Below are 21,795 nucleotides of genomic sequence, written 5' to 3'. Positions count from 1 at the left end.
CTAATGCATAACAGTTATCGCAAATACATCCAAGGTTCTTTGTTTTTCATATTTTTGGTGTTTTTGGGTGTGTCGCATGCGCAAAATACGGCCCAGCATCTAGAGCGTGTGTTGTTAGAAAAAAAAGTACATGTCTGTATTTGGCCTGACTACTACGGCATCACACTGCGCAATCCCAAGACTCAAGAGCTGGAAGGGGTGGATGCCGATCTAGCGTTAGAGCTGGGCAAAGACCTGGGGGTGAATGTTGAGTTCGTAGACAGTTCATTTGCCACCTTGATCACTGATGTGACTTCGGACAAGTGCGATGTGGCGATGTTTGCCGTGGGCATCACGCCGCAACGCGCTCAAAAGTTACGTTTCACGCAGCCCACGTTGGTGAGCGATGTATATGGCATCACCACGCGCAATAACCGACGCATCAAGTCATGGGATGACATTGACAAACCAGGCGTTGTGGTGACCGTGATCAAGGGAACATTGCATGAGCCTTTGATGCGAGAACGACTCAAGGCCGCGACATTGCAAGTTGTGAACTCATCGATCGAGCGTGAACAGGAGGTGATGTCGGGCAGGGCAGATGTGTTTATCACCGACTTTCCTTATAGTCGGCGCATGTTAGAAACGACCGATTGGGCCCGTTTGGTGGCGCCTGCCACGCGTTACCAAGAAACGCGCTATGCCTATGCCGTCGCTCCAGGAGATGAGCGATGGGCCAACCGGCTGGAGCAGTTTGTGCGGGACATCAAACAAGATGGTCGCTTGCTCAAAATTGCAGCACGTTATCGACTCGATCCGATTGTTGTGAAGCGCTGATCAGATGCCCGACAAAGCTTATGCCAGCCTCACTGCCAGTGCTTATTCGCGTCTGGCATATGGGTTTTTAGCCTTGTTCATGGTGGTGGTGCTGACGGGCGTAAGTTACCTCAGCCACAAGGACCGTGAGTCGCAGTTGGCCTTTGAGCTTCAACGTGCTCAGAGCAATGCGTTGGTGATGGAGGATCAGGCAACACAAACCTTGCAACTGATCGAAAATATGATTCGAGCCTTGCCTGAGTTGTCGGGGACACCTTTGAACAAGGCTTCTCCGCAAGAGCTCAACAGCCTGTTGTTGAGGATGCAATTCAGCCAGCCCGCGTTGCGGTCGCTGTCAATCATGACGGAGCAAGAGGGCATTCGTGCGAGTACCCATATGGCCAATTTGGGCCTCAAGCCGCCTTTGTATACCTTCACTCCCAACGACTCAGGAGCAGGGGCTTCATCGGTGTTGCGATTGGGGCCTGTGTGGGAGGGGCGGGACCTGTACAACGGTCGTATCACCAGTGCCAAGCAGCCTGGTGCAGCAAATTCGCCATATTTCATTCCTTTGGTTCTTCGACTTGGCGCAGGTCGCGAGCAAGTATGGGTCGTTGCGACGCTCAATCCTGACTATTTGTTGAACCGGTTTTCACGCTACAGCCAATCTGAGACAGATGGTTACGAGTTGGTGCGTTTTGACGGCAACACCTTACTTACCTCTGCCGAGCTGCCTTTGGGTTCGGTGTTTAGCCTTCCTGCTTTATTGCCAGAGATCCAGCGTCAAGAAATTGGTACTTACATGGGAGAGTTGTTGACTGCTTTTAGGGCTTCATCACGCTACCCATTCTTTGTTCTGTCTCATGTCCGTCGTGATTTGGTTTTATCGCAATGGGTCCACCGAACGTGGGAGTTGATGGGATGGACGCTGGCTGCCTTGATTGCTGTTTTAGGCATCACGATGTACCTGACCCACAGACTCAAAGTGAGTGAACGTGCAGAAAGGCAGCAACGTTTCGACTTGGCACGATCAAGAGACAAAGCTGAAGCTGCCACACGCGCCAAAAGCGATTTCTTGGCCAATATGAGTCATGAAATTCGCACTCCCATGAATGGCATCATCGGCATGACCCAACTGGCTCTGGAACAGCATTTGGCACCGCAAGCCGATACCTATGTTCGAAGTGCTCATACAGCCGCTGTGTCGCTGTTGGGTATCTTGAACGACATCCTTGATTTTTCAAAGATCGAAGCGGGAAAGTTGCAAATTGAATCGGTTGATTTCAATCTGAAACAGTTGATCGATGAAGTGTTATCGATTCAACGCATCGCGGCGCAGGCCAAAGGGCTGGAGGTTTCTTGTCGGATCGACTTGAATGTTCCGCGCTGGATCAAGGCCGATCCACTGCGTTTGTCTCAAGTACTCAACAATCTCATTGGCAACGCGGTCAAATTCACGCCGCGTGGCGCCGTGCGTGTTTTGGTTTCTCTGGCTGATCACTATCGACTGTGCGTCGAGGTTCAAGACGATGGCGTCGGAATGAGCGAGGAACAGTTGCTGCATCTGTTTCAACCGTTCAGCCAAGCTGACACATCCACCACACGTTTGTACGGTGGCACGGGCTTGGGACTGGCGATCAGTCAGCATTTGTCCGAACACATGGGTGGACACATTGATGTCAAAAGCACGCTAGGACAAGGCAGCCAATTCACACTTGAGTTGCCTTTCAAAGTTGCAGAAAAAGTTCCAGCTGTTTCGGGGTCTCAAACAGCAGATTCAGACAGTCCTTCGCACTTGGCAGGGGTCCGTGTGTTGCTGGTTGAAGACCATGCACTCAATCGTCAGCTGTTACTTGCATTGCTCAATCGTGTGCACGTTCACACCGAGTTTGCTGTGAATGGTCAAGAAGCGATTGATAAATTGAACGCCAGTCCTGACGGCTTTGATTTGGTGCTGATGGATGTCCAAATGCCTGTGATGGATGGCATCACGGCCACGCGACAATTACGCGCAGATTCTCGTTTTTCAAATTTACCCATCATTGCCGTGACTGCTAACGCCATGTCAGACGAGCGTGGCGACTGTTTGGATGCTGGGATGCAGGATTACTTGGTCAAGCCGATTGATCGACACGTGTTGTATCAAACCATGGCACGTTGGGTGGTTTTGAAGAGCTGAGTCAGACTTTGCAACCGTGGACAAAAAATAGATGGACAGCGGCTGCCTGCTGGCTCGCATGGGCGGTCTACGCCGCCCATGCGAGCTTCGCAGGTTCGCCGCCACACCAACCCAAAAGCGTGAGCAGCAAACCGCGACCCTAGCGCAGCGCCGCCCTTGTTTTGTTTTTCAGGACGCGAAGTGAGGGGCAGGCGTGCTGGCATGTGTGACGCGGTTAGATGCTCGTGCGCTCCACCCCCCGCAGGGCCATGCCCGCGCATGGGCTTTATCGATGCACAGGGCACGTGCACACAAGAGAGAAGGGTGGGCGTTGACGTAGCGGCCCTTACGACGCGATACGCCATCATGAGGGCACCCCACTTGGTTTGATATTGAGGTCCAGGATCAACCAAAAGCCATCGTTAAAGCGCGTCATACCGCAGTCAAACTGAGAGCTGCAACAAGTCTTCAAATCGTCGAATACGAGCTGAACAACTTCAAGCAACGAGTAGCCGACCAGACGAATACGCTCAGGCTTAGGGACCGTCACACCTTTGCTAGAACTGAAGCGATTACTCCATGCATCACCATCACTGAAGGCCTTGAGCATGTACTTGGAGAGGTATGCAGCAACCTTAGACGGCGCACGTTGACTGTTACGTTTCCTGGATTGAACGTCAACGTTACCGCCTAGATCGCACGTGACGGAACGCCAAACCGCGCGCACAACATTGAAGGACTTCACCTTAACGCCAGTGCTCGCAGCTAACTGCGCAGGAAGACGATGCACAGCCATATGCACATGCCAAGCACCACGGTGCTGACGCTCAAAAGCCGCAATGTAGAACCACCCAGGAATCAAGCGCTTCATGCGCCGATTGAATTCTTTGACGTGCGCCTTGAGCAACGCCCAATCCTGCATATTGGCCTGATAGGTCAACGTCAAAAGAGTGTCAACACCAGCCACCTTGCAGAGATGGCGAACGCGGGTTTTAGCTCTTTGCGCAGCACGTTCTAAGTTCGCCTGACGCATATCGTCAGCCAAAGACTCACGTTGGTCTAGATAGTCGGCGTGGGCTCCGTCAGAGAGAACCGCAACGGATTCCCAAGTTACCAGTGGACGAGACCGGTACTCATAATGACCATTGCCCAGATCACGACGTACAAGTTCGTGTCCACCACCAATGTGTCCACGTTGGAGTTCACCGCCTACAATTCGTTCCATCATCGTTAGTCCTTTTAACGGTGGTCATGGCCTCAGTGGTGCTCGCTACACCAGCTGGGGCCTTCTTTTTTATGAAATTGGCTCGCATGAAGGCCTGCTCAGCCTCCTCAGAGTCAAACGTGAGGGTTTGGACAAGGCCACCCAAGATAGGGCCAAAGAAATCGTGTTTAAACACGTCAGAAGCCGTCAGGCAGCCATCGGGTAAGTCACCCGGTGGAAACATGAAAAAGTCAGGAAAAACGCCTTTGCGTTCAGCCAAAGCTTGAAAGCGCCACACGACCAAGTTCAGAAAGATTGCAAAGAAAGAGCGACGATCCGCCCAAGGCGTGCCATCTAAGGTGGTGATCAGCGTGCCTTTGACGAACGAGTTCAACACCGGCTCACCAGCCGAATCTGCAATGCATTCGGCCTCAAAATCGAACTCACGGTAATGGCGCACAGCCGAATTGAACGCCGCCCATAGCTCGGACTGCAATTCGTCCTCTGTGATCCAGGTAAAGCAATCCTCACGCGTGCGAACGGGGGGCAACTGATTCTTGGGTTTCTTGACGGCACTCATGCTTTACCCCCATCCAGAAAACGGGACAGACGCTTGGGCTGAGGATGGCGACCGGGCGCAGGACAGTCACGGGGATCAAGATAAGACGCGGGCCAATCCATGCGCTGCGTGGCACGTGTTCCAAAGTGTCCTAGTGATAAATCTAGCGGCGCTTCGCGCCGCTCGCTGGTGTCCACCAGCGAAGCGGCAGCGAGCGCGCGCCTGAGTTGCAAGTTCTCTTGATAGACGTGGCTAGCGCAGGTGGCCCGACGAACCAGCAATGACCACCAGGAGGAGTCTGTGGGCTTGAAACCGTAGCCTTCTGGTGACCAGAGCTGGCCAGCGGAAAAACTCCAACCCGTCCAGGGTGGCGGCAACTCTTGATGAAGGGATAGACGCAACAAGCGATAAGCCGTGTACGGGATATCGTGGTGGCATGACAGCCAGTTATGCAAAGTTCGTGGCGAGACCTGCAAGAACTGCGCAGCAGTACAAGGCGTGAGGCCGAGCTGAGTGATCATGGCTTTGAATCGTTTACTAAGCATGATGCGGGTTTGCGCATCATGACAACGTGGCTTGATTCTTTTAGTGTACTTCATACGATGTATATTATGTAAAGTTAAATAATCCAAATGAAATGCGGGTATTTGCCCCTCAGTTGGAAACGCCTTCGGCCCTATATTGAGCAGCCCTTCAAAATCAACAAATAAGCTTACCCAACCATGAGTTCAACAGACACAACATCCAAGCCTGTCCCAATGGACGTTCAGTTTGAATGTCAACAAAATTTGATCACGTTCATGGGCCACTTTGACATGGACGAATTTCAAGCCATGGAGGCTTATTTGGCCCCAGATGCTGTGTGGGTCCGTGCGGATGGTGTTTTGCATGGCCCGCAAGACTTGCGTGCATGGGCGGCCAAGCGACAACCCGGCATTTTGGTGCGTCATGTGCTTTCCAACTTTCGCTGCCGAGCCATCTCAGATACCGAGGTGCATGTTGACTCTTACGCCATGGTCTTTCGAAAAGACATGCAGCCTGGCGACAAAACTCCCGCGAGCATGGCTGGACCCGTGTTGATGGGCCGCTACGAAGATGTCATGCGCAACGTAAATGGGCGCTGGCTGATTGCCCATAAATCAGTTCAACTCGATTTCAAACTGGTTTAAGGGACACACACCATGCTGCCAGATTTGAAACTTCGCCACATGGGCATGTTTGTGTGGGACATTGACAAAATGGCCCAGTTTTACCAAGAGGTATTGGGTTTCTTGGTCACCGACAAAGGCTTTGTGCGTGACCACCATGTGGTCTTTTTCAGCCGTGATCCCAAGTCGCACCATCAGTTGGTCATGGAGACTGGGCGTCCGCCCGGCTCGGGACCGGGTTATGGTTTGCAACAAATCTCGTTTCAAGTGAATGATCTGAAAGACCTGCGGCTAATGCATGACTTGGTCAGCACGCGAGACGATGTAACCCTCATTCAAACCGTCGATCATGGCAATTCATGGTCTTTGTATTTCCGTGATCCCGAGGTCAACCGTGTCGAGATTTACCTCGACACGCCATGGCATGTTGAACAGCCTTATCTCGACATGCTCGATCTGACTTTGAGCGATGAAGCCATTCACCAAGTCACTGAACAGCGTTTGCGTGATAACCCATCGCGTAAGCCCATGCAGCAGTGGCAACACGAAATGGCTGAACGCATCACTCTGCTGTGACGTTGTAGCGGTTCACGGCGCTCACCCAGCGTTCAATTTCATCGCGCAAATAGTTCTGTTGCTGCGCGGCTGGTATGTTCAGCATGCGGCCTCCATCGCGCTCAACCTTGGCTGAAAAGTCAGGCTGTGCGTTGATGTTGGCCAAAGCTTCACGCAGTTTGGCCACCACAGGTGCTGGTGTGCCCGCAGGGGCAAAAATGCCAAACCAGCTCTCCCCTTCAAACTTCACCAAGCCAGTTTCGTTGACGGTCGGGACGTTAGGCAACTGAGGGCTGCGTGCGGCTGACGACACCACCAAGCCTTTGAGGCGACCCGACTGCACGTATTGCTTGGAGGCAGACATGTTGTCAAACATCACATCCAAGCGCCCACCCATCATTTCTTGGTGTGCAGGAGATGCGCCTTTGAAAGGAATGTGCAACATGTCTAGTCCCAAGCTGCTGGTCAAAATAGCACCCCACACATGTTGCAGCGTACCAATGCCTCCTGAACCGTAAGTCAATTTACCGGGACGTTCTTTGGCATAAGTCACGAACTCGGCCAAGTTGTTGACGGGCAAATCTGCACGTGTCAACAACACAAACGGATAAGCCGAGACATAGCCAAGACTGACGAAGTCTTTCTCGGGCGCATAGGACAAATTCTTGATGAGCGCTTTGTTCATCACCATGTTGAAGATGCCACCCACCATCAAGGTGTAGCCATCGGCAGGGGCTCGCGCCACAAATTCGGTGCCAATCAGTGAGCCTGCCCCTGTTTTGTTTTCGACCACCACGGGTTGACGCAAGATGTCAGAGAGCTTTTGTGCCACGCTGCGCCCCAAAATGTCGGTGCCTCCGCCTGGAGGTTGCGGCACCACCATGCGAATCGGCCGATTGGGATAGTCTTGTGCTTGCGCATGCGCACTGAACAACATCGCCATCGCAATGCATGCGAACTGACAACGGTGAAAGATATTTTTTAGCACGCGCATCCCAGTCTCCTTGTGTTTAAAAAAATCCTAACACTGGAAATTTTTAATACACCGGGCATCTTCCCCAGTGCAGTTTGTCACTCAAGCGTCACAGCAATATCTGTGCTGAACCACAGAATATCCAAAACTATTTTTAAATTAACACCGGAGTCAGGGATGAAACTTGCAACTGTCGAGATCAACGGCCAGGCACACTTTGGTGCCATCACTGCACAAGGGTTCATTGACCTGGGTGAGCGTTTAGGGGCGCGTTGCAAGGACTTGGTCGAATTGTTGAGTCGTGATCTGTTGCAAGAAGCCTCTCAGATCGTGGCCAACACAACCCAGGCCGACCACCCATTGGCCAACTTGAAATTTTTACCGGTCAACCCACGCCTAGACATGCGCATGTTCGCGCTGGGTTGGGCCTACAAAGCGCACCAACTGGAGGCTGGAAAAGAAGATCTGCTGCATCCCAATATGTTCAGCAAACACCCGCAATCCTTGGTCGGGCATGACCAACCGATTGTGTTGCCGCGTGTCTCAGATCGATTCGACTTTGAAGGTGAAGTTGCCCTCATGATTGGCAAAGCAGGTCGGCACATTGCTGTCAAAGACGCCATGTCGCACATTGCGGGCTACAGCATCGTGATGGATGGTTCGTTGCGCGACTACCAAAAACACAGCGTCACGGCAGGCAAAAACTTCGATGCCAGCAGCTCCTTCGGCCCTTGGCTGGTGACGCGTGATGAAATTGCCGATCCGAAAAGCATGGTGTTGACGACGCGCCTGAATGGCGAGGTCATGCAACACAGCGGCTTTGATTTGATGGCTTGGGACTTGGCCGAGTTGGTCCACTACATCTCGGGCATTTGTCGCTTGGAGCCCGGTGACGTGATTGCCACGGGTACGCCAGGCGGTGTGGGGCATCGACGTGACCCTCAAATTTTCATGAAAGCTGGCGACGTGCTGGAGGTTGAAGTTACCCCCTTGGGTATCTTGCGCAATCAAGTCGTCGCTGAATGAGCTTTATTGCCCCAACTCTCTGATTTCCCAGGCAACGGTGAATGCGCGAATGTAAAACGCGCTTTGCGCGCGCTCCGCTTTGAGCGCCAGGTCCAGCGCGTTCACGTGCAATTGATTGCGCGGTGTGGGATCGGCGCCTTCCTCTAGCAAAAGTTTCACCGACAGTGGTGTGCCGTAATACGCTGCCATCATCAAGGGTGTCGTGCCATTGGGAGATTCCGCATCGATGTAGGCATTGTTGTCTAGCAATAAACGCATCATGGCGGTATGACCTTTGGTCGCTGCGTAATGCAGTGGTGTCCAGCCTTTGCGGTTGACTTCTGCCCCCCGATCGATCAGTACCTGTGCCACGTCGAGTTGGTTGTTCAACGCAGCCAGCATCAAGGGGGTTTCGTCCACAGAATTCACCACATTGACCTGAGTCTTGGGGTGTTGCGCCAACAACATGGCCGATTTGGCCGCCCCCAAACGAGTGGCAACTGCGAGCGCAGGCACGCCGTTTTCGTTGGGCGTGTTCGGGTCCATGCCACGAGACAAGAGCCGTTGAATTTCTTGTGCGTTGTCGAACTCAAAGGCCTTGAAAAAATCTTCGTAGGCCCCGGCATGGGCCCATGACACGAGCAGCCACAAAGCAATGCCGCAGAGTAGGCGAGAAAAACTTTTCATTTGGCAACGGCTGAAAAAAGACGGTCAAAGTTTTCGCTGGTGATGCGCGCCACCTCTTCTACCGCGAGGCCACGGATTTGCGCAATTTGTTGCGCCACAAAAGGCACATACGACGGGTTGTTGGTTTTGCCACGGTGTGGCACGGGTGCCAAGTAAGGGCTGTCGGTTTCAATCAGGATACGCTCCATCGGCACAAACGCTGCCACGTCGCGCAAGTCTTGGGCGTTCTTGAACGTCAAGATGCCCGAAAACGAAATGTAAAAACCCAAGTCCAACCCGGCGCGCGCCACTTCAGCCGTTTCGGTGAAGCAATGGAAGACCCCACCTGCACTGCCCGCCGATCCGTCTTCGCCTTCTTCTTTCAACATGCGCAAGGTGTCTTCTGAGGAGCTGCGGGTGTGAATCACCAGAGGCAATCGGGTCTGCTGTGCTGCTCGAATGTGAACTCTGAAGCGCTCACGCTGCCATGCCATGTCGGCCACGCTGCGCTCACCCAATCGGTAGTAATCCAGCCCAGTTTCGCCAATGCCCACCACACGTGGCAATTGCGCACGGGTGACCAAGTCTTCGACGGTGGGTTCTTGCACGCCCTCGTTGTCAGGGTGCACGCCCACCGTGGCCCAGAAGTTGTCGTACTGCATGGCCAGGTCGTGGACTTGGGGGAACTTTTCCAGCGTGGTGCTGATCACCAAGGCGCGCGTCACCTGGGCCGTGGCCATGTCAGCGCGAATAGCGCCCATGTTCTCAGCGAGTTCAGGGAAATTGATGTGGCAATGGGAGTCGGTGAACATAGGTACTCAAGATTTGGCGCGCAAAGCCAGTTGTGCGCGCGCCACCAAGGCTTCAAACATCAGCCCCGCGTTGAACGGATGCTCGGCGGTGCGTGCCGCTTGCATCAGATCACGCGACCACTGGCTGAGCGATGCCACGCTGCCTGCAGCAGGCAAATCGGCGGGCATGAAAAAACGAGGCGCTGCGCCGGTACGCATGGCCAACAAGTCGTGACAGAGTTTTTGCAACATGGCAATGGCTTGCGCCGGGGTGCCGTCAGACACGGCCGACACATCGCCACGCGCAATCGCTTTGGGCAAGGCGGCCCAATGGGCCGCTTTCAAACCGCTGCCTGCCAATGCCAACGCGTCTTCAGTACGTCCGCCAGCGGCACGCAGCAGCACAGGGGCATCGGCATCCGACACGCCCTGCCCTTGCAACCAGGCCAGGGATTCGTCCACATTGGGCCACACCATGGTGTGGGTTTGGCAACGGCTGCGAATGGTGGGCAGCAACATGTGGGCGGCTTCACTGGCCAGCACAAAGCGGGTTTCGCCCGGTGGCTCTTCCAGAGTTTTCAAAATGGTGTTGGCCGTGATGTGGTTCATGCGCTCTGCCGGATACACCAGCACCACCTTGGTTTTGCCCCCCGAGCGCGTTTGCTGACTGAACCCCACCATGTCGCGCGCGGCTTCTACCCGAATTTCTTTGCTGGGCTTGCGCTTTTTATCGTCCAGGTCTTTCTGGGTTTTTTCGTCCAGCGGCCAACGCAGTTCCAGTGCCAGGGTTTCAGGCATCAAGGTGCACAAGTCGGCATGGGTGCGCACATCCACGGCGTGGCAACTGCGGCACTGGTAGCAAGCGCCATGCGCTGTGGGTGCGTCGCACAACCAGGCGCGTGCCAACTCCAAGGCCAAGGTGTATTGACCCAAACCAGAAGGGCCTTGCAACAACCACGCATGGCCTTGGCGCGCCAACAAGGTGGTGAGCTGGCCTTGCAACCAGGGGCTGAGCACGCTGCGCGTGTTGGCAGGTGATTCGCTCACAGCGTCAACCTTCCGTGTTGCACAAACTGCTGGTGCAGCTGTTGCCACACGGCCTCACGTGATTGCGCGGCGTCCAAGCGTACAAAGCGTTGCGGATCGCCTTGTGCGCGCTGTGAATAGCCGTCGGAAACCTTTTGGAAGAAAGCCAGGGGCTGCGCTTCAAAGCGGTCGGGAACCCGCGCACCCGCTAAGCGAACCGCAGCCACCTCGGGGTCGAGTTCAAACCACACCGTCACATCGGGTTGGCGCAAACCGTCGGGCGTGTGTTGCACCCACGCTTCCAGCTGTTGCAACACGGCGAGGTCAAAGCCTCGGCCGCTGCCTTGGTAGGCAAAGGTGGCATCGGTGAAACGGTCGCACAACACCACCTCACCACGCGCCAGAGCGGGCTCGATGACTTGCTGCAAATGGTCACGACGTGCGGCAAAAATCAACAAGGCTTCGGTCAGTGGGTCCATGGCGTCGTGCAACACCATGTCGCGCAACTTTTCGGCCAATGGCGTGCCGCCAGGCTCGCGGGTGAGCGTGACGTGACGGCCCTGCGCTTTGAACGCCTTGGCCAGTCCGTCAATGTGGGTGGACTTGCCAGCGCCGTCGATGCCTTCAAAACTGATGAACAAACCGGTGTGTGTCATAAAACCTTCAGAGCCGCTATTTTGCCTGCGTCGCTGCGGCACCCAGACGTTGGTAGCGGTTGACTGCGGCGTTGTGGGCGTCCAGCGAATCGCTGAACTGACTGCTGCCGTCGCCCCGCGCTACAAAGTACAGCGCTTGGCTGCTGGCAGGTTGCACCGCCGCTTTCAGGGCGTTGCGTCCTGGCATGGCAATGGGGGTGGGGGGCAGGCCTTTGCGGGTGTAGGTGTTCCAGGGATGGTCGGTACGCAAGTCTGATCGGCGCAAATTGCCGTCAAACGACTCGCCTAACCCATAGATCACGGTGGGATCGGTTTGCAGCGGCATGCCAAGGCGCAGACGGTTGTGAAACACGCTGCTGATCATGGTGCGGTCGCTCTCTCGGCCGGTTTCTTTTTCCACAATGCTGGCCAGAACCAAGGCCTCCTCGGCGTTTTGTAGTGCCACATTGGGGGCTCGCTGGGCCCACACGGCGGCCAAATGCTTTGTCATGGCCTTGGCGGCACGTTGCATCAAGTGCAACTCGGAACTGCCTTTGCCGTAGGTGTAGGTGTCGGGGTAGAAGCGTCCTTCAGGTGCAGTGCCAGGCAGGCCTAGGGCCGTCATCACCGCTTCGTCTGCCAACCCTGCGCTGTCGTGCTTGAGGCCTTCAGCCTTGGCCAAGGCTGCCCTGAACTGCCGCCACGTCCAGCCCTCCACCAGGGTCACGGCCTTGAGGCTTTCTTCGCCCCGGCTGAGTTTGCGCAACACATCCAAGGCGGTGTTGCCTTGGGTGATTTCGTAGCTGCCAGCGCGCAGCTTGCGCGACTGGCCACTGGCTCTGAAAAACACATACAACACATCGGGGTCGATGTTGACGCCCGACGCCACCACCACTTGTGCAATGCCTCGCACCGGCGTTTGGGGCTCGATGGACACATCCACCGTCGCCGCAGTCAACGGCAAAGGTCGCAACACCCACCAAGCGGCGGCACTTGCAGCCAGGACCAGCGCGCACGCCAATGTCCAGAAGATCCGTTTGACATGCCTTGTCACAACCCTGTTCCCGTCTCGATGTTGAAGCGGGCATGATAATTCAGCCATGCCTTTGACCCCTTCCCCCCTGCCCCACGGCGTGAGCCCGCTGCCTGACCTCGGCGTGATCCGTGTCAGCGGTGCCGACGCCGCCAACTTTTTGCACAACCAACTCACGCAAGACGTGCTGCTGCTGGATGCGCAGCATGGCCGCTTGGCGGCGTACTGCAATGCCAAAGGCCGCATGCAAGCCAGCTTTGTGCTGTACAAGCGTGCTGCCGACGAGGTGTTGCTGGTGTGCCGCCGCGACTTACTGGCTCAAACCCTCAAACGGTTGTCGATGTTTGTGCTGCGCGCCAAAGCCAAACTGAGCGATGCCACCGCCGAGTTCACGTTGCTGGGCCTATCGGGCGATGTGGTGCAACACGTGTGCGGTCCTCATGCATCCACGGCTCCCTGGTTGCGCCATGTGGTGAACGAGGGGCCCGACAGCGCCGATGTGCTGACCATTTACCCCTCACAGGGTGTGACACGTGCCTTGTGGCTGGCCCCGGTCAACAGCGCCGCGTCCTCTGCGTTGACAGGTTTCGCCACGTTGACGTCAGAGTCATGGCATGTGGGCGAGGTCATGAGTGGCGTGGCTTGGGTTGAGCAAGCGACCTTTGAAGCCTTTGTGCCGCAGATGCTCAACTATGAGTCGGTGGATGGAGTGAACTTTAAAAAAGGCTGCTACCCCGGCCAAGAGGTGGTGGCGCGCAGCCAGTTCCGTGGCACCTTGAAGCGCCGTGCCTTCATTGTGCAAGCCGATGTGCCCATGCGTGCGGGCCAAGAAGTTTTTTCCAGCGCAGACGCGAACCAGCCTTGTGGCTTGGTGGCTCAAGCTGCGACCGATGGCGACTGTCATGTGGCCATCGCCGAGTTGCAGCTCTCAGCCACCCAAGGGCACAGCCTGCATTTGGGCGCTGCGCAAGGTTCCCTGCTGCACTTGTTGCCCCTGCCCTATCCGCTGCGCGACGACATTTGAGCAAACGACACTTGCTCGCTACGCGTCAGTGTTCTATCTGCTGAATCGTGTGATCGTGGCCAGTGCGATGGCAACCAGATTGGATTTGCCCTGAGTCACAGCATAGACGTTGGCCATGCACACCAAGTTGCGGCTCGCTGATTTCAGCACCCGACCTTCGGCTCGCAACTGTTCTCCGATTCCGGGGGCTATCAGATTGAGTTTGTATTCCGAGGTCACCACATTACCCACCACAGACGCGGCTGCCCAAGCACAGGCACTGTCTGCCAAGAAACCGATCACCGCACCATGCGCGAAACCCATGTGCATGGTCAGATCAGGCCGAAGCGTCACCGAAAGGTGGGCTATGCCATCACCGTACTCTCCCAACTCAGCGCCTAGCATCTGCGCGAACGGCGTTATTTTGATCACGGCTTCAAGGTCAGCGCGCGCCAGTGGTGTCAAAGCGCTTACGTTGTTTTCCTGTGTCCGATGCATGATGGTCTCCTGTTGATGCAGGTTAACTGTGCGTCGCGACGCCGACCTCAACAAGCGCATGTGTGACATCCAGACGCTGCGTTCGTGCAGCGCGTTCACACCAAGCTGCGGCGCATCTCAATGTGGGGGATGCCCACCTCGTCAAACGGCTCGCCATACGGCTCAAAGCCTTGGCGTTTGTAAAAACCTTCGGCGCTGCGTTGCGCATGCAAACGCACTTCGGTGTCTCCGCGTGCCAGCGCGGCTTGCACCAACGCCTCTAACAACTGGTGGCCAAAGCCCGAGCCGCGCATCAGCCGCGTCACGGCCATGCGACCCATCTGCGCCACACCCGCTTCGGGTTGTAGCAAGCGCGCCGTGCCCAACGGCACACCGTAGCGGTTGCTCAGCACGGCGTGCACGGCGGTGGCGTCGGCCGCATCCCATTCGTCTTCGGGGGCAATGCCTTGTTCGCCCACAAACACATCGGTGCGCACGGCTTGGGCAGAGGCTTGCAGCACATCCCAGGCGCCCACTTGGCAGGTGGTCATGGCTTCACCGCCTTCGAAGCCCTGAAAAATGGCACGCAAGCTCTCGGGCACAGGCAGCGAAGTTTGCGTGGCTGGGTTGGCATACACATAAATTAGCTCGCCTGTGATCAGCAGTTGGTCACCACAAAAAATACCGCCTACAAATTGCATCGATGAATTGCCAATGCGTTGGCATTTCAGGCCCACGTCCAGTTGGTCGTCGTAACGGGCTGAGGCGTGGTATTCCACGCTGGCTTTCTTCACATACAAGTCGCCGCCCAAGGCGTGCATGGTTTGCTCATACGGCAAGGCCAGCGCGCGCCAGTAGTCGGCCATGGCGGTGTCAAAGTACATCAGGTAGTGGCCGTTGAAGACAATTTTTTGCATGTCCACCTCGGCCCAACGCACGCGCAGGCGATGCAGCAAGCGAAAGTCGTTGCGTGTCATGCGTGTTCTCCAAAGGCATGGCGCAGCGCGCGTGCCGCATCGGCATGGGCGCTCAACGCCTCAGGGATGACGCGGCCCATCTGGATGAAGCTGTGGACCACGCCCTTGTAAATTTCCAAGTCCACCGACACGCCTTGCGCCCGCAAATGGTCGGCATAGGCCACGCCCTCGTCGACCAGCGGGTCGCACTCGGCCAATCCCAGCCATGCAGGTGCCACACCTGAAACGTCGCCGACCAACAGCGGTGAAAACCGTGGGTCACGTCGATCCGCAGCGTTGGGCAAGTAGTGCTTGTAGAAGTAATCGATGCTCGACTTCTCCAGCAAAAATCCCTTCTCAAACGTATCCGCCGAAGCCATGTGCTCGGGCGAGCAGCCGGGGTAAAACATCAGTTGCAGCTTCAGATCAATGCCTGCATCGCGCGCTGCGATGGCGGTGGCAGCCGTCAATGTGCCCCCTGCACTGTCACCCCCAATGGCCATGCGCGTCGGGTCAAGCCCCAGCTCTGGCGCGTGCTGCACCAACCACTGTAAGGCGTCGAAGGCGTCGTGGTGCGCGGTGGGAAAGGTGTGTTCGGGTGCCAGCCGATAGTCCAGCGACAACACCGCGCACTGGGCCAAATGGGCCAGGTGTTTGCATAAGGCTTCATGGGTTTGCGGGCTGCCCACCGTGAACCCACCGCCATGAAAGTAGAGCAACACGGGCATCTGAGGCTTGGGGTGTTGCGCCCACAACTTGGCAGGCAGCAATGCGCCGTCGCGTGTGGGGATGTGCAAGGTGTCGTCACGCGCCATTTTTTGCGGGTCAGGCTCCAACACACCCGCGCCAGCGGCATAGGCCTCTTTGGCTTGTTGGGCGCTCAACATGGCGAGGGGCGGACGCCCCGCTTTGGCGATGGCGTGCAGCACCTGGCGCATGGCGGGTGTGAGCAGACTTTGAGGGTTGCGAGGGTGACTCATGGGGCGTGCATTTCGTGAAAGAGGCTTTTATAGTTTGCCATGGCTCAAATTCTCTACCTCACGAACATTCAGATCGACTTTGGCGTGCTCAGCACCTTGGCGGCTGAATGTCAAAAAGCACACATCCTGCGCCCCCTCATCGTCACCGATGCCGGTGTCAAAGCGGTGGGCATTTTGCAAAAAGCGCTCGACGCCTTGCCGGGTGTCGCGGTGGCGGTGTTTGACCAAACCCCTTCCAACCCAACCGAGGCCGCCGTGCGTGCTGCTGTGGCGGTGTACCACGCCCACCAATGCGATGGTCTGATTGCCCTGGGTGGCGGCTCGTCCATCGACTGCGCCAAAGGCGTGGCCATTGCGGCCACCCATCCGGGCCCGCTCAAAACCTACGCCACCATCGAAGGCGGGTCACCCAAAATCACGTCAGCCGTGGCCCCGTTGATTGCGGTGCCCACCACTGCCGGCACCGGCAGCGAGGTGGCGCGCGGCGCCATTGTGATCGTGGACGATGGCCGCAAGCTCGGCTTTCATTCATGGGACCTGATGCCCAAGGCGGCGCTGCTCGACCCCGAACTCACCCTGGGCTTGCCGCCCCTGCTCACCGCAGCCACCGGCATGGATGCCATCGCCCACTGCATGGAGACCTTCATGGCGGTGCCCTTCAACCCGCCCGCAGACGGCATTGCGCTGGACGGCTTGACCCGAGGCTGGGCCCACATCGAACGCGCCACGGCCAACGGCCAAGACCGCGAGGCACGCCTGAACATGATGAGTGCCTCCATGCAAGGTGCCATGGCGTTTCAAAAGGGTTTGGGCTGCGTGCACTCGCTGAGTCACAGTCTGGGCGGCGTCAACCCACGCCTGCACCACGGCACCTTGAATGCCATGTTCTTGCCTGCGGTGGTGCGCTTCAATGCGGCCGCCGAGTCGGTGCAGCGCGAGCGGCGCCTGCAGCGCATGGCCTATGCCATGGGGCTGGGCAGCATCGGGGATGCCTCGACATCCGCCGCCTCGGCCACTCAGGCTGCCGAGGCCGTAGCCCAAGCCATCACGGCCATGAATGCACGGCTGGGCTTGCCCTCAGGTTTGGCGCAGATGGGCGTGGCGCGCGCTTGTTTTGACGCCGTGATTGAAGGTGCGCTGGCAGACCATTGCCACAAAACCAACCCTCGCCTAGCGAGCGCTCAGGACTACCGAGACATGCTGGAAGCTGCGCTGTGATGTTTCACCCAGGCCACGTATTGGTTCATCCAGCCTTGAAGAAACTTTTGACTGCCCTCGCCAATTCCACCATCGGGGCCAAACAGCTCCTCTTTGGCTTGAATGAATGCTTCAGGTTGACCCAGTGTTGGGACATCTAAATAAGCCAGAACATTGCGCAAGTGTTGTTGTGCCAATGCGGTGCCAATCGCTCCTACCGAAACACCCAACACGCCAGCAGGTTTGCCTGCCCACGCACTTTGACCGTAAGGGCGCGACGCATGATCGATGGCATTTTTGAGCACACCAGGGATGGATCGGTTGTATTCAGGTGTGACAAAGAGCAGTCCATGCGCCATCTTGATGTCCGCTTTCAGGCGCAAAACAGATGCGGCCTGTTGGGCATCATCGTCTTGGTTGTAAAGCGGCAGATCGTTGATTTGCGCCTGCTTGAACGAAAAGTCCGGTGGTGCCAGCTTAGCCATGGCAGTGGCCAATCTTCGGTTGAAAGAATCTTGACGCAGGCTGCCAATTAAGACGGTGATCTGATATTGACCTATCACGTTCTCCTATCAATGACGAAGTGTCTGAGCTTACGCAATATGCCCAGCGTAAGCAATCCACCCGCCGCTTCACAGTCTATGCAGGGTTTGGGTATGCGGCCGGTCTAGCCAGTCGGCCAACTCATCGGCCAATTGCTGACTCGCCGATGCAGCCTGTTGCCAAACCTTCACGCGTGCATCGAAGTCATGGGCGTAGGTCACAAAGTCGGACCGGTCTGGTAGCTTGCTGTTGGGTAGCGTGCGCACCCACTCGGGGTTGGGCGCCAACACCACAGCATGGTCTAAAAAAGCGCTGGACCGATGGCGCCACTTCAGCGCCTTGTCCAACCAGCCAGGCACCACAGCCTGCTGAAAGTGTGGATACAGCACGATGGGGCTGGTGGACGGCGGTGTGTAGTTCAGGTGCAAGTGGTAGTCGGTGATGCCGCCATCCCAATACGCGCCTCGGGGTGCGCCAGGAATGTCATGCACAGCTTGCAATACAAACGGGATCGAGCAACTGGCCTGCAAGGCGGGCATGAAGTTGACCTCCGTCAGTGCCACCTGTTGCGTTGCAAAGTCGTTCGTACCAAACGGCAAATCCAGCCCATGCCTTGTGCCCTGTGCACTTTTGTGGGGGCTTGAAAATACCACCCGCTCCAGCCACCAGCCCATGGCTTTGCGTCGCACGGCATTGCACACATACGCTCCCGCATAGCCCATCGGCGTGAGCCATGCGTGTTCGCGGTGCAGAAGGTGGCGTCCGTGCGCGGTCATCACATGCAAGCGATAGCGTGGGTGATTCAATACCTCCGTCATGTGACCTTCATAAAAGGCCTGCAAGCTCCGCCTAAAAGCCTCACTCACTTGTTGCGGGCTGAGGCGCTTTTGGCCCGGGGGTGGTTCATAGCGTTGCTGGATGTAGTCGTGCTCCAAACGCTCAAAGCCTGCCACCGCTTGGTTCAAGCATGCGGTGGCCATGCGCCAGGCGCCAATGGAGGCGCCGACCAGGTCAATGGGTTGCGTGCTCTGGGGTAACCATTCGCCAAAGATGAACCGGTCTAAGGGGCCCAGAATCAAACCCTTGGGTCCACCTGCTGCCCCTGGAATCACACCCACATGTTCTGGAAGCAAGCCGTGTTGCGCGATGTGCGCACGTGCTTTGGGGCCTGCGTAAAGATGAAGGGCCTTCATAGACGACAACTGCGCTCAAAGCTGACTGGGTATGTCGCGCAAAAACACCGGCAAGTCCATGACCGGCGGTCGGACGCCGCATTGGCAGATCATGTCGGCCACAACGCCTCGGTGATAGGTTTTGTGGTTCACCACATGCAGCAATATGTCGCCTCGGGTCATGTGTCCTGGACCGCCATCGACAAACTCAAAGTTCAGCCCTTCGTCATGCGCCATGGGCGTCAATTGATCGGCGTAGGCGATGTACCACTGGTCTAGGGCCGTTTGAGCTGCGGCCAAGGCTGTCAGCAACATGTCTTGTTGTGGCACTCGGGAACGCATGCCATGTGGCACACCTTCAAGGTGGGCCTTCCAGATCACATCCACCACTTGCGCATGTTGCAATGTGTTGGCCATGTTGCCAAACACCGTTGGACGGGGCGCCATCACCGCGTCTTCGGGCAACTCGGCCAGAGCAGCAAACAACACCTGATTGGCCCAGGCGTTGTAGCGGGTGAGCATGCGGATGTTGCGGGTGATGGACATGAACTGAGCTTACTTCTTGAGACTTTGCAATTTAGCGAAGGCACTGGCCATGGCCGAGCCTTGTGCCGCTTGTGGCGGTGCGGTGTAGCCACCGCCGCCACGCGCCCGGTTGTCTCTGCCTGCATGTTCAAAGCGGTTGTCGCGTGGCCCATCGCGTCGTGCAGGTGCGGCATCCAGCTTCATGGTCAGGCTGATGCGTTTGCGGGCCACATCCACTTCCAGCACCTTGACTTTGATGATGTCACCCGTTTTGACCACTTCACGCGCATCGCTGATGAACTTGTTGCTGAGTTGGCTCACGTGAATCAAACCGTCTTGGTGAACACCCAAGTCCACGAAGGCGCCAAACGCCGCCACGTTGCTGACTGTGCCTTCGAGCACCATGTCGACCTTGAGGTCTTTGATGTCTTCCACCCCGTCTTGGAGCTTGGCCACTTTGAAGTCGGGGCGTGGGTCACGACCTGGTTTTTCCAGCTCGCTCAAAATGTCCTTGACGGTGATCACGCCCACCGTGTCGTTGGCAAACAGCTCTGGCTTCAAGGTTTTGAGCATGTCGGCGCGGCCCATCAATTCGCTCACAGGCTTGCCAGTTTGCGCCATGATGCGCTCGACCACCGGATAAGTTTCGGGGTGCACAGCGGTCATGTCCAAGGGGTTGTCGCCGCCACGGATGCGCAAAAAGCCTGCACTTTGTTCAAAGGTTTTGGCACCCAAGCCAGTGACTTTGAGCAGTTGTTGGCGGTTGGCAAACGCACCGTTGGCTTCGCGCCAGCGCACCACGGCTTTGGCGGTGGTGGTGGACAGGCCCGACACGCGGGTCAGCAGCGGCACGCTGGCGGTGTTGAGGTCCACGCCCACCGCGTTCACGCAGTCTTCCACCACCGCCTCCAAGGTGCGCGCCAGCTCGCTTTGGTTCACATCGTGCTGGTACTGGCCTACACCAATCGACTTGGGGTCGATCTTGACCAGCTCGGCCAATGGGTCTTGTAAGCGCCGCGCAATGCTGGCGGCACCCCGCAGGCTCACGTCCACATCGGGCATTTCTTGGCTGGCAAATTCACTGGCGCTGTAGACCGAGGCCCCGGCTTCGCTGACCACCACTTTGTCGATGGTTTTGGCGGCATCGTGCCGGGCCATGAGTTTGATCAACTCGCCTGCTAGTTTGTCGGTCTCGCGGCTGGCCGTGCCGTTGCCAATGGCGATCAGGTTGACGCCGTGTTTCTCGCACAACTTGGCCAGGGTGTAGAGCGACCCGTCCCAGTCTTTGCGCGGTTCGTGGGGGTACACGGTGGCGGTTTCCACCAGCTTGCCGGTGGCATCGACCACGGCCACTTTCACGCCGGTGCGGATGCCGGGATCCAAACCCATCACCACGCGCGGGCCAGCGGGCGCGGCCAGCAACAGGTCGCGCAGGTTGTCGGCAAACACCTTGATGGCCACCTGTTCTGCGTCTTCACGCAGGCGGGTGAACAAGTCACGCTCGGTGGACAGGCTGAGCTTGACGCGCCAAGTCCAAGCCACGCATTTACGAATCAAGTCATCGGATGGGCGGGCTTGGTGGCTCCAGCCCAGGTGGATGGCGATCTTGCCCTCGGCCAAACTCGGTTTGCCAGGCTCGGGCTCCACGGGCAGGACCAGTTTGGCATCCAGCATTTCCAGAGCGCGGCCACGAAAGACGGCCAGGGCCCGGTGCGAGGGCACGCGGCCAATGGGCTCGTCGTAGTCAAAGTAGTCGCGGAACTTGGCCACATCGGGGTTGTTTTCGTCTTTGCCCGTGGCCAATTTGCTGCGAAACAGACCCTCGCTCCACAACCACTCGCGCAAGGCTTGCACCAAGCCGGCGTCTTCTGCCCAGCGCTCACTCAGAATGTCACGCACGCCGTCCAAAACCGCAGCCACGGTAGAAAAGTCGGCCCCTTCGATCTTGCCTGCCGGCAACACAAAAGCCTCGGCTTCGGTGCTGGGGGTCAACTCAGGGTTGGCAAACAGCTTGTCAGCCAAAGGTTCGAGCCCTGCCTCTTTGGCGATCATGCCTTTGGTGCGGCGTTTGGGCTTGAACGGCAAGTACAGGTCTTCCAGTTCTTGCTTGGTGGGCGCCCCTTCAATGGCTGCGCGAAGTTCAGGGGTGAGCTTGCCTTGGTCCTCAATGCTTTTGAGCACAGTGGCTCGGCGGTCTTCAAGTTCACGCAAATAGCTCAAACGTGCGTCGAGTTCACGCAGTTGGATGTCGTCCAAGCCCCCTGTCACCTCTTTGCGGTAACGGGCAATGAAGGGCACGGTGGCGCCACCATCCAGCAGTTCAACAGCGGCCTTGACTTGCGATTCCGAGACTTTGATTTCGGCAGCAATCTGCCGGGTTATTTTTTGCATTTT

The 21,795-nt window shown here is 57.0% G+C and carries 23 protein-coding genes; 7 read left to right on the top strand and 16 right to left on the bottom strand.

Going from position 1 to position 21,795, the window contains the following annotated elements; translation table 11 throughout:
* Positions 1–3: 3 nt before the first annotated feature.
* Together B9Z39_RS06010 and B9Z39_RS06005 are read left to right on the top strand one after the other, a co-directional pair.
* The gene (locus B9Z39_RS06010) at positions 4–816 is read left to right on the top strand and encodes an ABC transporter substrate-binding protein (protein WP_100144956.1); all 813 of its coding nucleotides are present in this window, start codon (positions 4–6) and stop codon (positions 814–816) included.
* Positions 817–1,486: 670 nt separating this feature from the next.
* Positions 1,487–2,974, top strand: a complete 1,488-nt coding sequence (locus B9Z39_RS06005; RefSeq protein WP_158269462.1) for an ATP-binding protein — start codon at positions 1,487–1,489, stop codon at positions 2,972–2,974.
* Positions 2,975–3,317: 343 nt separating this feature from the next.
* Here the strand turns inward: B9Z39_RS06005 and B9Z39_RS06000 are convergent, their stop codons facing one another.
* From B9Z39_RS06000 to B9Z39_RS16875, 3 genes are read right to left on the bottom strand one after another with little or no spacing between them, the layout of a single operon-like run.
* The gene (locus B9Z39_RS06000; protein ID WP_146183288.1) at positions 3,318–4,181 is read right to left on the bottom strand and encodes a hypothetical protein; all 864 of its coding nucleotides are present in this window, start codon (positions 4,179–4,181) and stop codon (positions 3,318–3,320) included.
* The gene (locus tag B9Z39_RS05995) at positions 4,156–4,737 is read right to left on the bottom strand and encodes a hypothetical protein (RefSeq protein WP_108301051.1); all 582 of its coding nucleotides are present in this window, start codon (positions 4,735–4,737) and stop codon (positions 4,156–4,158) included. The genes B9Z39_RS06000 and B9Z39_RS05995 overlap by 26 nt, the downstream gene beginning before the upstream one ends.
* Positions 4,734–5,237, bottom strand: a complete 504-nt coding sequence (locus tag B9Z39_RS16875) for a VC1465 family Xer recombination activation factor (protein WP_146183287.1) — start codon at positions 5,235–5,237, stop codon at positions 4,734–4,736. The genes B9Z39_RS05995 and B9Z39_RS16875 overlap by 4 nt, the downstream gene beginning before the upstream one ends.
* A gap of 201 nt (positions 5,238–5,438) precedes the next feature.
* Between B9Z39_RS16875 and B9Z39_RS05990 the strand changes: the two genes are divergently transcribed.
* Both B9Z39_RS05990 and B9Z39_RS05985 read left to right on the top strand, forming a co-directional pair.
* Entirely contained in the window at positions 5,439–5,885 is a 447-nt protein-coding gene (locus tag B9Z39_RS05990; RefSeq protein ID WP_108301050.1) for a nuclear transport factor 2 family protein, read from the top strand.
* A gap of 12 nt (positions 5,886–5,897) precedes the next feature.
* Complete coding sequence (locus B9Z39_RS05985; protein ID WP_100144950.1) at positions 5,898–6,440, top strand: VOC family protein; 543 nt, start codon at positions 5,898–5,900, stop codon at positions 6,438–6,440.
* Here B9Z39_RS05985 and B9Z39_RS05980 read toward each other — a convergent pair.
* On the bottom strand, positions 6,427–7,413 hold the full coding sequence (locus B9Z39_RS05980; protein ID WP_100144948.1) for a tripartite tricarboxylate transporter substrate binding protein: 987 nt from the start codon (positions 7,411–7,413) through the stop codon (positions 6,427–6,429). The two genes, B9Z39_RS05985 and B9Z39_RS05980, sit on opposite strands and share 14 nt — an antisense overlap.
* A 156-nt stretch (positions 7,414–7,569) precedes the next feature.
* On the opposite strand from B9Z39_RS05980, the gene B9Z39_RS05975 reads away from it, so the two are divergent.
* Positions 7,570–8,418: a fumarylacetoacetate hydrolase family protein gene (locus B9Z39_RS05975; protein WP_108301049.1), complete on the top strand. Its 849-nt coding sequence runs from the start codon at positions 7,570–7,572 to the stop codon at positions 8,416–8,418.
* A gap of 3 nt (positions 8,419–8,421) precedes the next feature.
* Here the strand turns inward: B9Z39_RS05975 and B9Z39_RS05970 are convergent, their stop codons facing one another.
* Genes B9Z39_RS05970 through mltG form a run of 5 tightly spaced genes read right to left on the bottom strand, consistent with a single transcriptional unit; the run spans position 8,422 to position 12,569 of the window.
* Positions 8,422–9,084, bottom strand: a complete 663-nt coding sequence (locus B9Z39_RS05970; protein ID WP_108301048.1) for an ankyrin repeat domain-containing protein — start codon at positions 9,082–9,084, stop codon at positions 8,422–8,424.
* Positions 9,081–9,875, bottom strand: coding sequence for a TatD family hydrolase (locus B9Z39_RS05965; protein ID WP_108301047.1), 795 nt, complete (start codon positions 9,873–9,875; stop codon positions 9,081–9,083). Before B9Z39_RS05965 ends, B9Z39_RS05970 begins: the two co-directional genes overlap by 4 nt.
* A 6-nt stretch (positions 9,876–9,881) precedes the next feature.
* Entirely contained in the window at positions 9,882–10,901 is a 1,020-nt protein-coding gene (locus tag B9Z39_RS05960; protein WP_233248928.1) for a DNA polymerase III subunit delta', read from the bottom strand.
* Positions 10,898–11,536 (bottom strand): dTMP kinase, encoded by a 639-nt coding sequence (gene tmk / locus B9Z39_RS05955; RefSeq protein WP_108301046.1) that lies wholly within the window; start codon positions 11,534–11,536, stop codon positions 10,898–10,900. The genes B9Z39_RS05960 and tmk overlap by 4 nt, the downstream gene beginning before the upstream one ends.
* Before the next feature lie 16 nt (positions 11,537–11,552).
* Positions 11,553–12,569: an endolytic transglycosylase MltG gene (gene mltG, locus B9Z39_RS05950; RefSeq protein ID WP_233248927.1), complete on the bottom strand. Its 1,017-nt coding sequence runs from the start codon at positions 12,567–12,569 to the stop codon at positions 11,553–11,555.
* Between the two features lie 46 nt (positions 12,570–12,615).
* Here mltG and B9Z39_RS05945 point away from each other — a divergent pair, with 46 nt between their 5' ends.
* Entirely contained in the window at positions 12,616–13,572 is a 957-nt protein-coding gene (locus B9Z39_RS05945; RefSeq protein ID WP_108301044.1) for a folate-binding protein YgfZ, read from the top strand.
* A gap of 33 nt (positions 13,573–13,605) precedes the next feature.
* Here B9Z39_RS05945 and B9Z39_RS05940 read toward each other — a convergent pair whose 3' ends face one another.
* The 3 genes from B9Z39_RS05940 to B9Z39_RS05930 all read right to left on the bottom strand — a co-directional run bounded on the left by B9Z39_RS05940 (position 13,606) and on the right by B9Z39_RS05930 (position 15,964).
* Positions 13,606–14,049 carry a PaaI family thioesterase gene (locus B9Z39_RS05940; RefSeq protein WP_100145137.1) on the bottom strand — a complete coding sequence of 148 codons (444 nt, stop codon included), beginning with the start codon at positions 14,047–14,049 and terminating at the stop codon, positions 13,606–13,608.
* Between the two features lie 95 nt (positions 14,050–14,144).
* Positions 14,145–15,005 (bottom strand): YbgC/FadM family acyl-CoA thioesterase, encoded by an 861-nt coding sequence (locus B9Z39_RS05935; protein ID WP_108301043.1) that lies wholly within the window; start codon positions 15,003–15,005, stop codon positions 14,145–14,147.
* Positions 15,002–15,964: an alpha/beta hydrolase gene (locus B9Z39_RS05930; protein ID WP_108301042.1), complete on the bottom strand. Its 963-nt coding sequence runs from the start codon at positions 15,962–15,964 to the stop codon at positions 15,002–15,004. Before B9Z39_RS05930 ends, B9Z39_RS05935 begins: the two co-directional genes overlap by 4 nt.
* 39 nt (positions 15,965–16,003) lie before the next feature.
* Between B9Z39_RS05930 and B9Z39_RS05925 the strand changes: the two genes are divergently transcribed.
* Complete coding sequence (locus B9Z39_RS05925) at positions 16,004–17,182, top strand: iron-containing alcohol dehydrogenase (protein ID WP_108301041.1); 1,179 nt, start codon at positions 16,004–16,006, stop codon at positions 17,180–17,182.
* Here the strand turns inward: B9Z39_RS05925 and B9Z39_RS05920 are convergent.
* The 4 genes from B9Z39_RS05920 to B9Z39_RS05905 form a co-directional block, all read right to left on the bottom strand.
* Entirely contained in the window at positions 17,152–17,721 is a 570-nt protein-coding gene (locus tag B9Z39_RS05920) for an NADPH-dependent FMN reductase (protein WP_100144926.1), read from the bottom strand. The two genes, B9Z39_RS05925 and B9Z39_RS05920, sit on opposite strands and share 31 nt — an antisense overlap.
* Before the next feature lie 72 nt (positions 17,722–17,793).
* Positions 17,794–18,897, bottom strand: a complete 1,104-nt coding sequence (locus tag B9Z39_RS05915) for a phospholipase (RefSeq protein ID WP_108301040.1) — start codon at positions 18,895–18,897, stop codon at positions 17,794–17,796.
* 15 nt (positions 18,898–18,912) lie between these two features.
* Positions 18,913–19,422, bottom strand: a complete 510-nt coding sequence (locus tag B9Z39_RS05910) for a DinB family protein (RefSeq protein ID WP_108301039.1) — start codon at positions 19,420–19,422, stop codon at positions 18,913–18,915.
* A gap of 9 nt (positions 19,423–19,431) precedes the next feature.
* Positions 19,432–21,792 (bottom strand): Tex family protein, encoded by a 2,361-nt coding sequence (locus tag B9Z39_RS05905; RefSeq protein ID WP_108301038.1) that lies wholly within the window; start codon positions 21,790–21,792, stop codon positions 19,432–19,434.
* Positions 21,793–21,795 lie beyond the last annotated feature (3 nt).

Source organism: Limnohabitans sp. JirII-29, from assembly GCF_003063395.1.
GTDB lineage: Bacteria > Pseudomonadota > Gammaproteobacteria > Burkholderiales > Burkholderiaceae_C > Limnohabitans.
This window is presented reverse-complemented; position numbering and strand designations above follow the sequence as displayed.

Coding starts and splice junctions, on each gene's coding strand:
- B9Z39_RS05935 (WP_108301043.1), bottom strand. CDS start 15,005: ATGACACGCAACGACTTTCGCTTGCTGCATCGCCTGCGCGTGCGTTGG.
- B9Z39_RS16875 (WP_146183287.1), bottom strand. CDS start 5,237: ATGATCACTCAGCTCGGCCTCACGCCTTGTACTGCTGCGCAGTTCTTG.
- B9Z39_RS05930 (WP_108301042.1), bottom strand. CDS start 15,964: ATGAGTCACCCTCGCAACCCTCAAAGTCTGCTCACACCCGCCATGCGC.
- B9Z39_RS05995 (WP_108301051.1), bottom strand. CDS start 4,737: ATGAGTGCCGTCAAGAAACCCAAGAATCAGTTGCCCCCCGTTCGCACG.
- B9Z39_RS05970 (WP_108301048.1), bottom strand. CDS start 9,084: ATGAAAAGTTTTTCTCGCCTACTCTGCGGCATTGCTTTGTGGCTGCTC.
- tmk (WP_108301046.1), bottom strand. CDS start 11,536: ATGACACACACCGGTTTGTTCATCAGTTTTGAAGGCATCGACGGCGCT.
- B9Z39_RS05945 (WP_108301044.1), top strand. CDS start 12,616: ATGCCTTTGACCCCTTCCCCCCTGCCCCACGGCGTGAGCCCGCTGCCT.
- B9Z39_RS06010 (WP_100144956.1), top strand. CDS start 4: ATGCATAACAGTTATCGCAAATACATCCAAGGTTCTTTGTTTTTCATA.
- B9Z39_RS05910 (WP_108301039.1), bottom strand. CDS start 19,422: ATGTCCATCACCCGCAACATCCGCATGCTCACCCGCTACAACGCCTGG.
- B9Z39_RS05915 (WP_108301040.1), bottom strand. CDS start 18,897: ATGAAGGCCCTTCATCTTTACGCAGGCCCCAAAGCACGTGCGCACATC.
- B9Z39_RS05965 (WP_108301047.1), bottom strand. CDS start 9,875: ATGTTCACCGACTCCCATTGCCACATCAATTTCCCTGAACTCGCTGAG.
- B9Z39_RS05990 (WP_108301050.1), top strand. CDS start 5,439: ATGAGTTCAACAGACACAACATCCAAGCCTGTCCCAATGGACGTTCAG.
- B9Z39_RS05975 (WP_108301049.1), top strand. CDS start 7,570: ATGAAACTTGCAACTGTCGAGATCAACGGCCAGGCACACTTTGGTGCC.
- B9Z39_RS05940 (WP_100145137.1), bottom strand. CDS start 14,049: ATGCATCGGACACAGGAAAACAACGTAAGCGCTTTGACACCACTGGCG.
- B9Z39_RS05905 (WP_108301038.1), bottom strand. CDS start 21,792: ATGCAAAAAATAACCCGGCAGATTGCTGCCGAAATCAAAGTCTCGGAA.
- B9Z39_RS06000 (WP_146183288.1), bottom strand. CDS start 4,181: ATGATGGAACGAATTGTAGGCGGTGAACTCCAACGTGGACACATTGGT.
- B9Z39_RS05985 (WP_100144950.1), top strand. CDS start 5,898: ATGCTGCCAGATTTGAAACTTCGCCACATGGGCATGTTTGTGTGGGAC.
- B9Z39_RS05980 (WP_100144948.1), bottom strand. CDS start 7,413: ATGCGCGTGCTAAAAAATATCTTTCACCGTTGTCAGTTCGCATGCATT.
- B9Z39_RS05925 (WP_108301041.1), top strand. CDS start 16,004: ATGGCTCAAATTCTCTACCTCACGAACATTCAGATCGACTTTGGCGTG.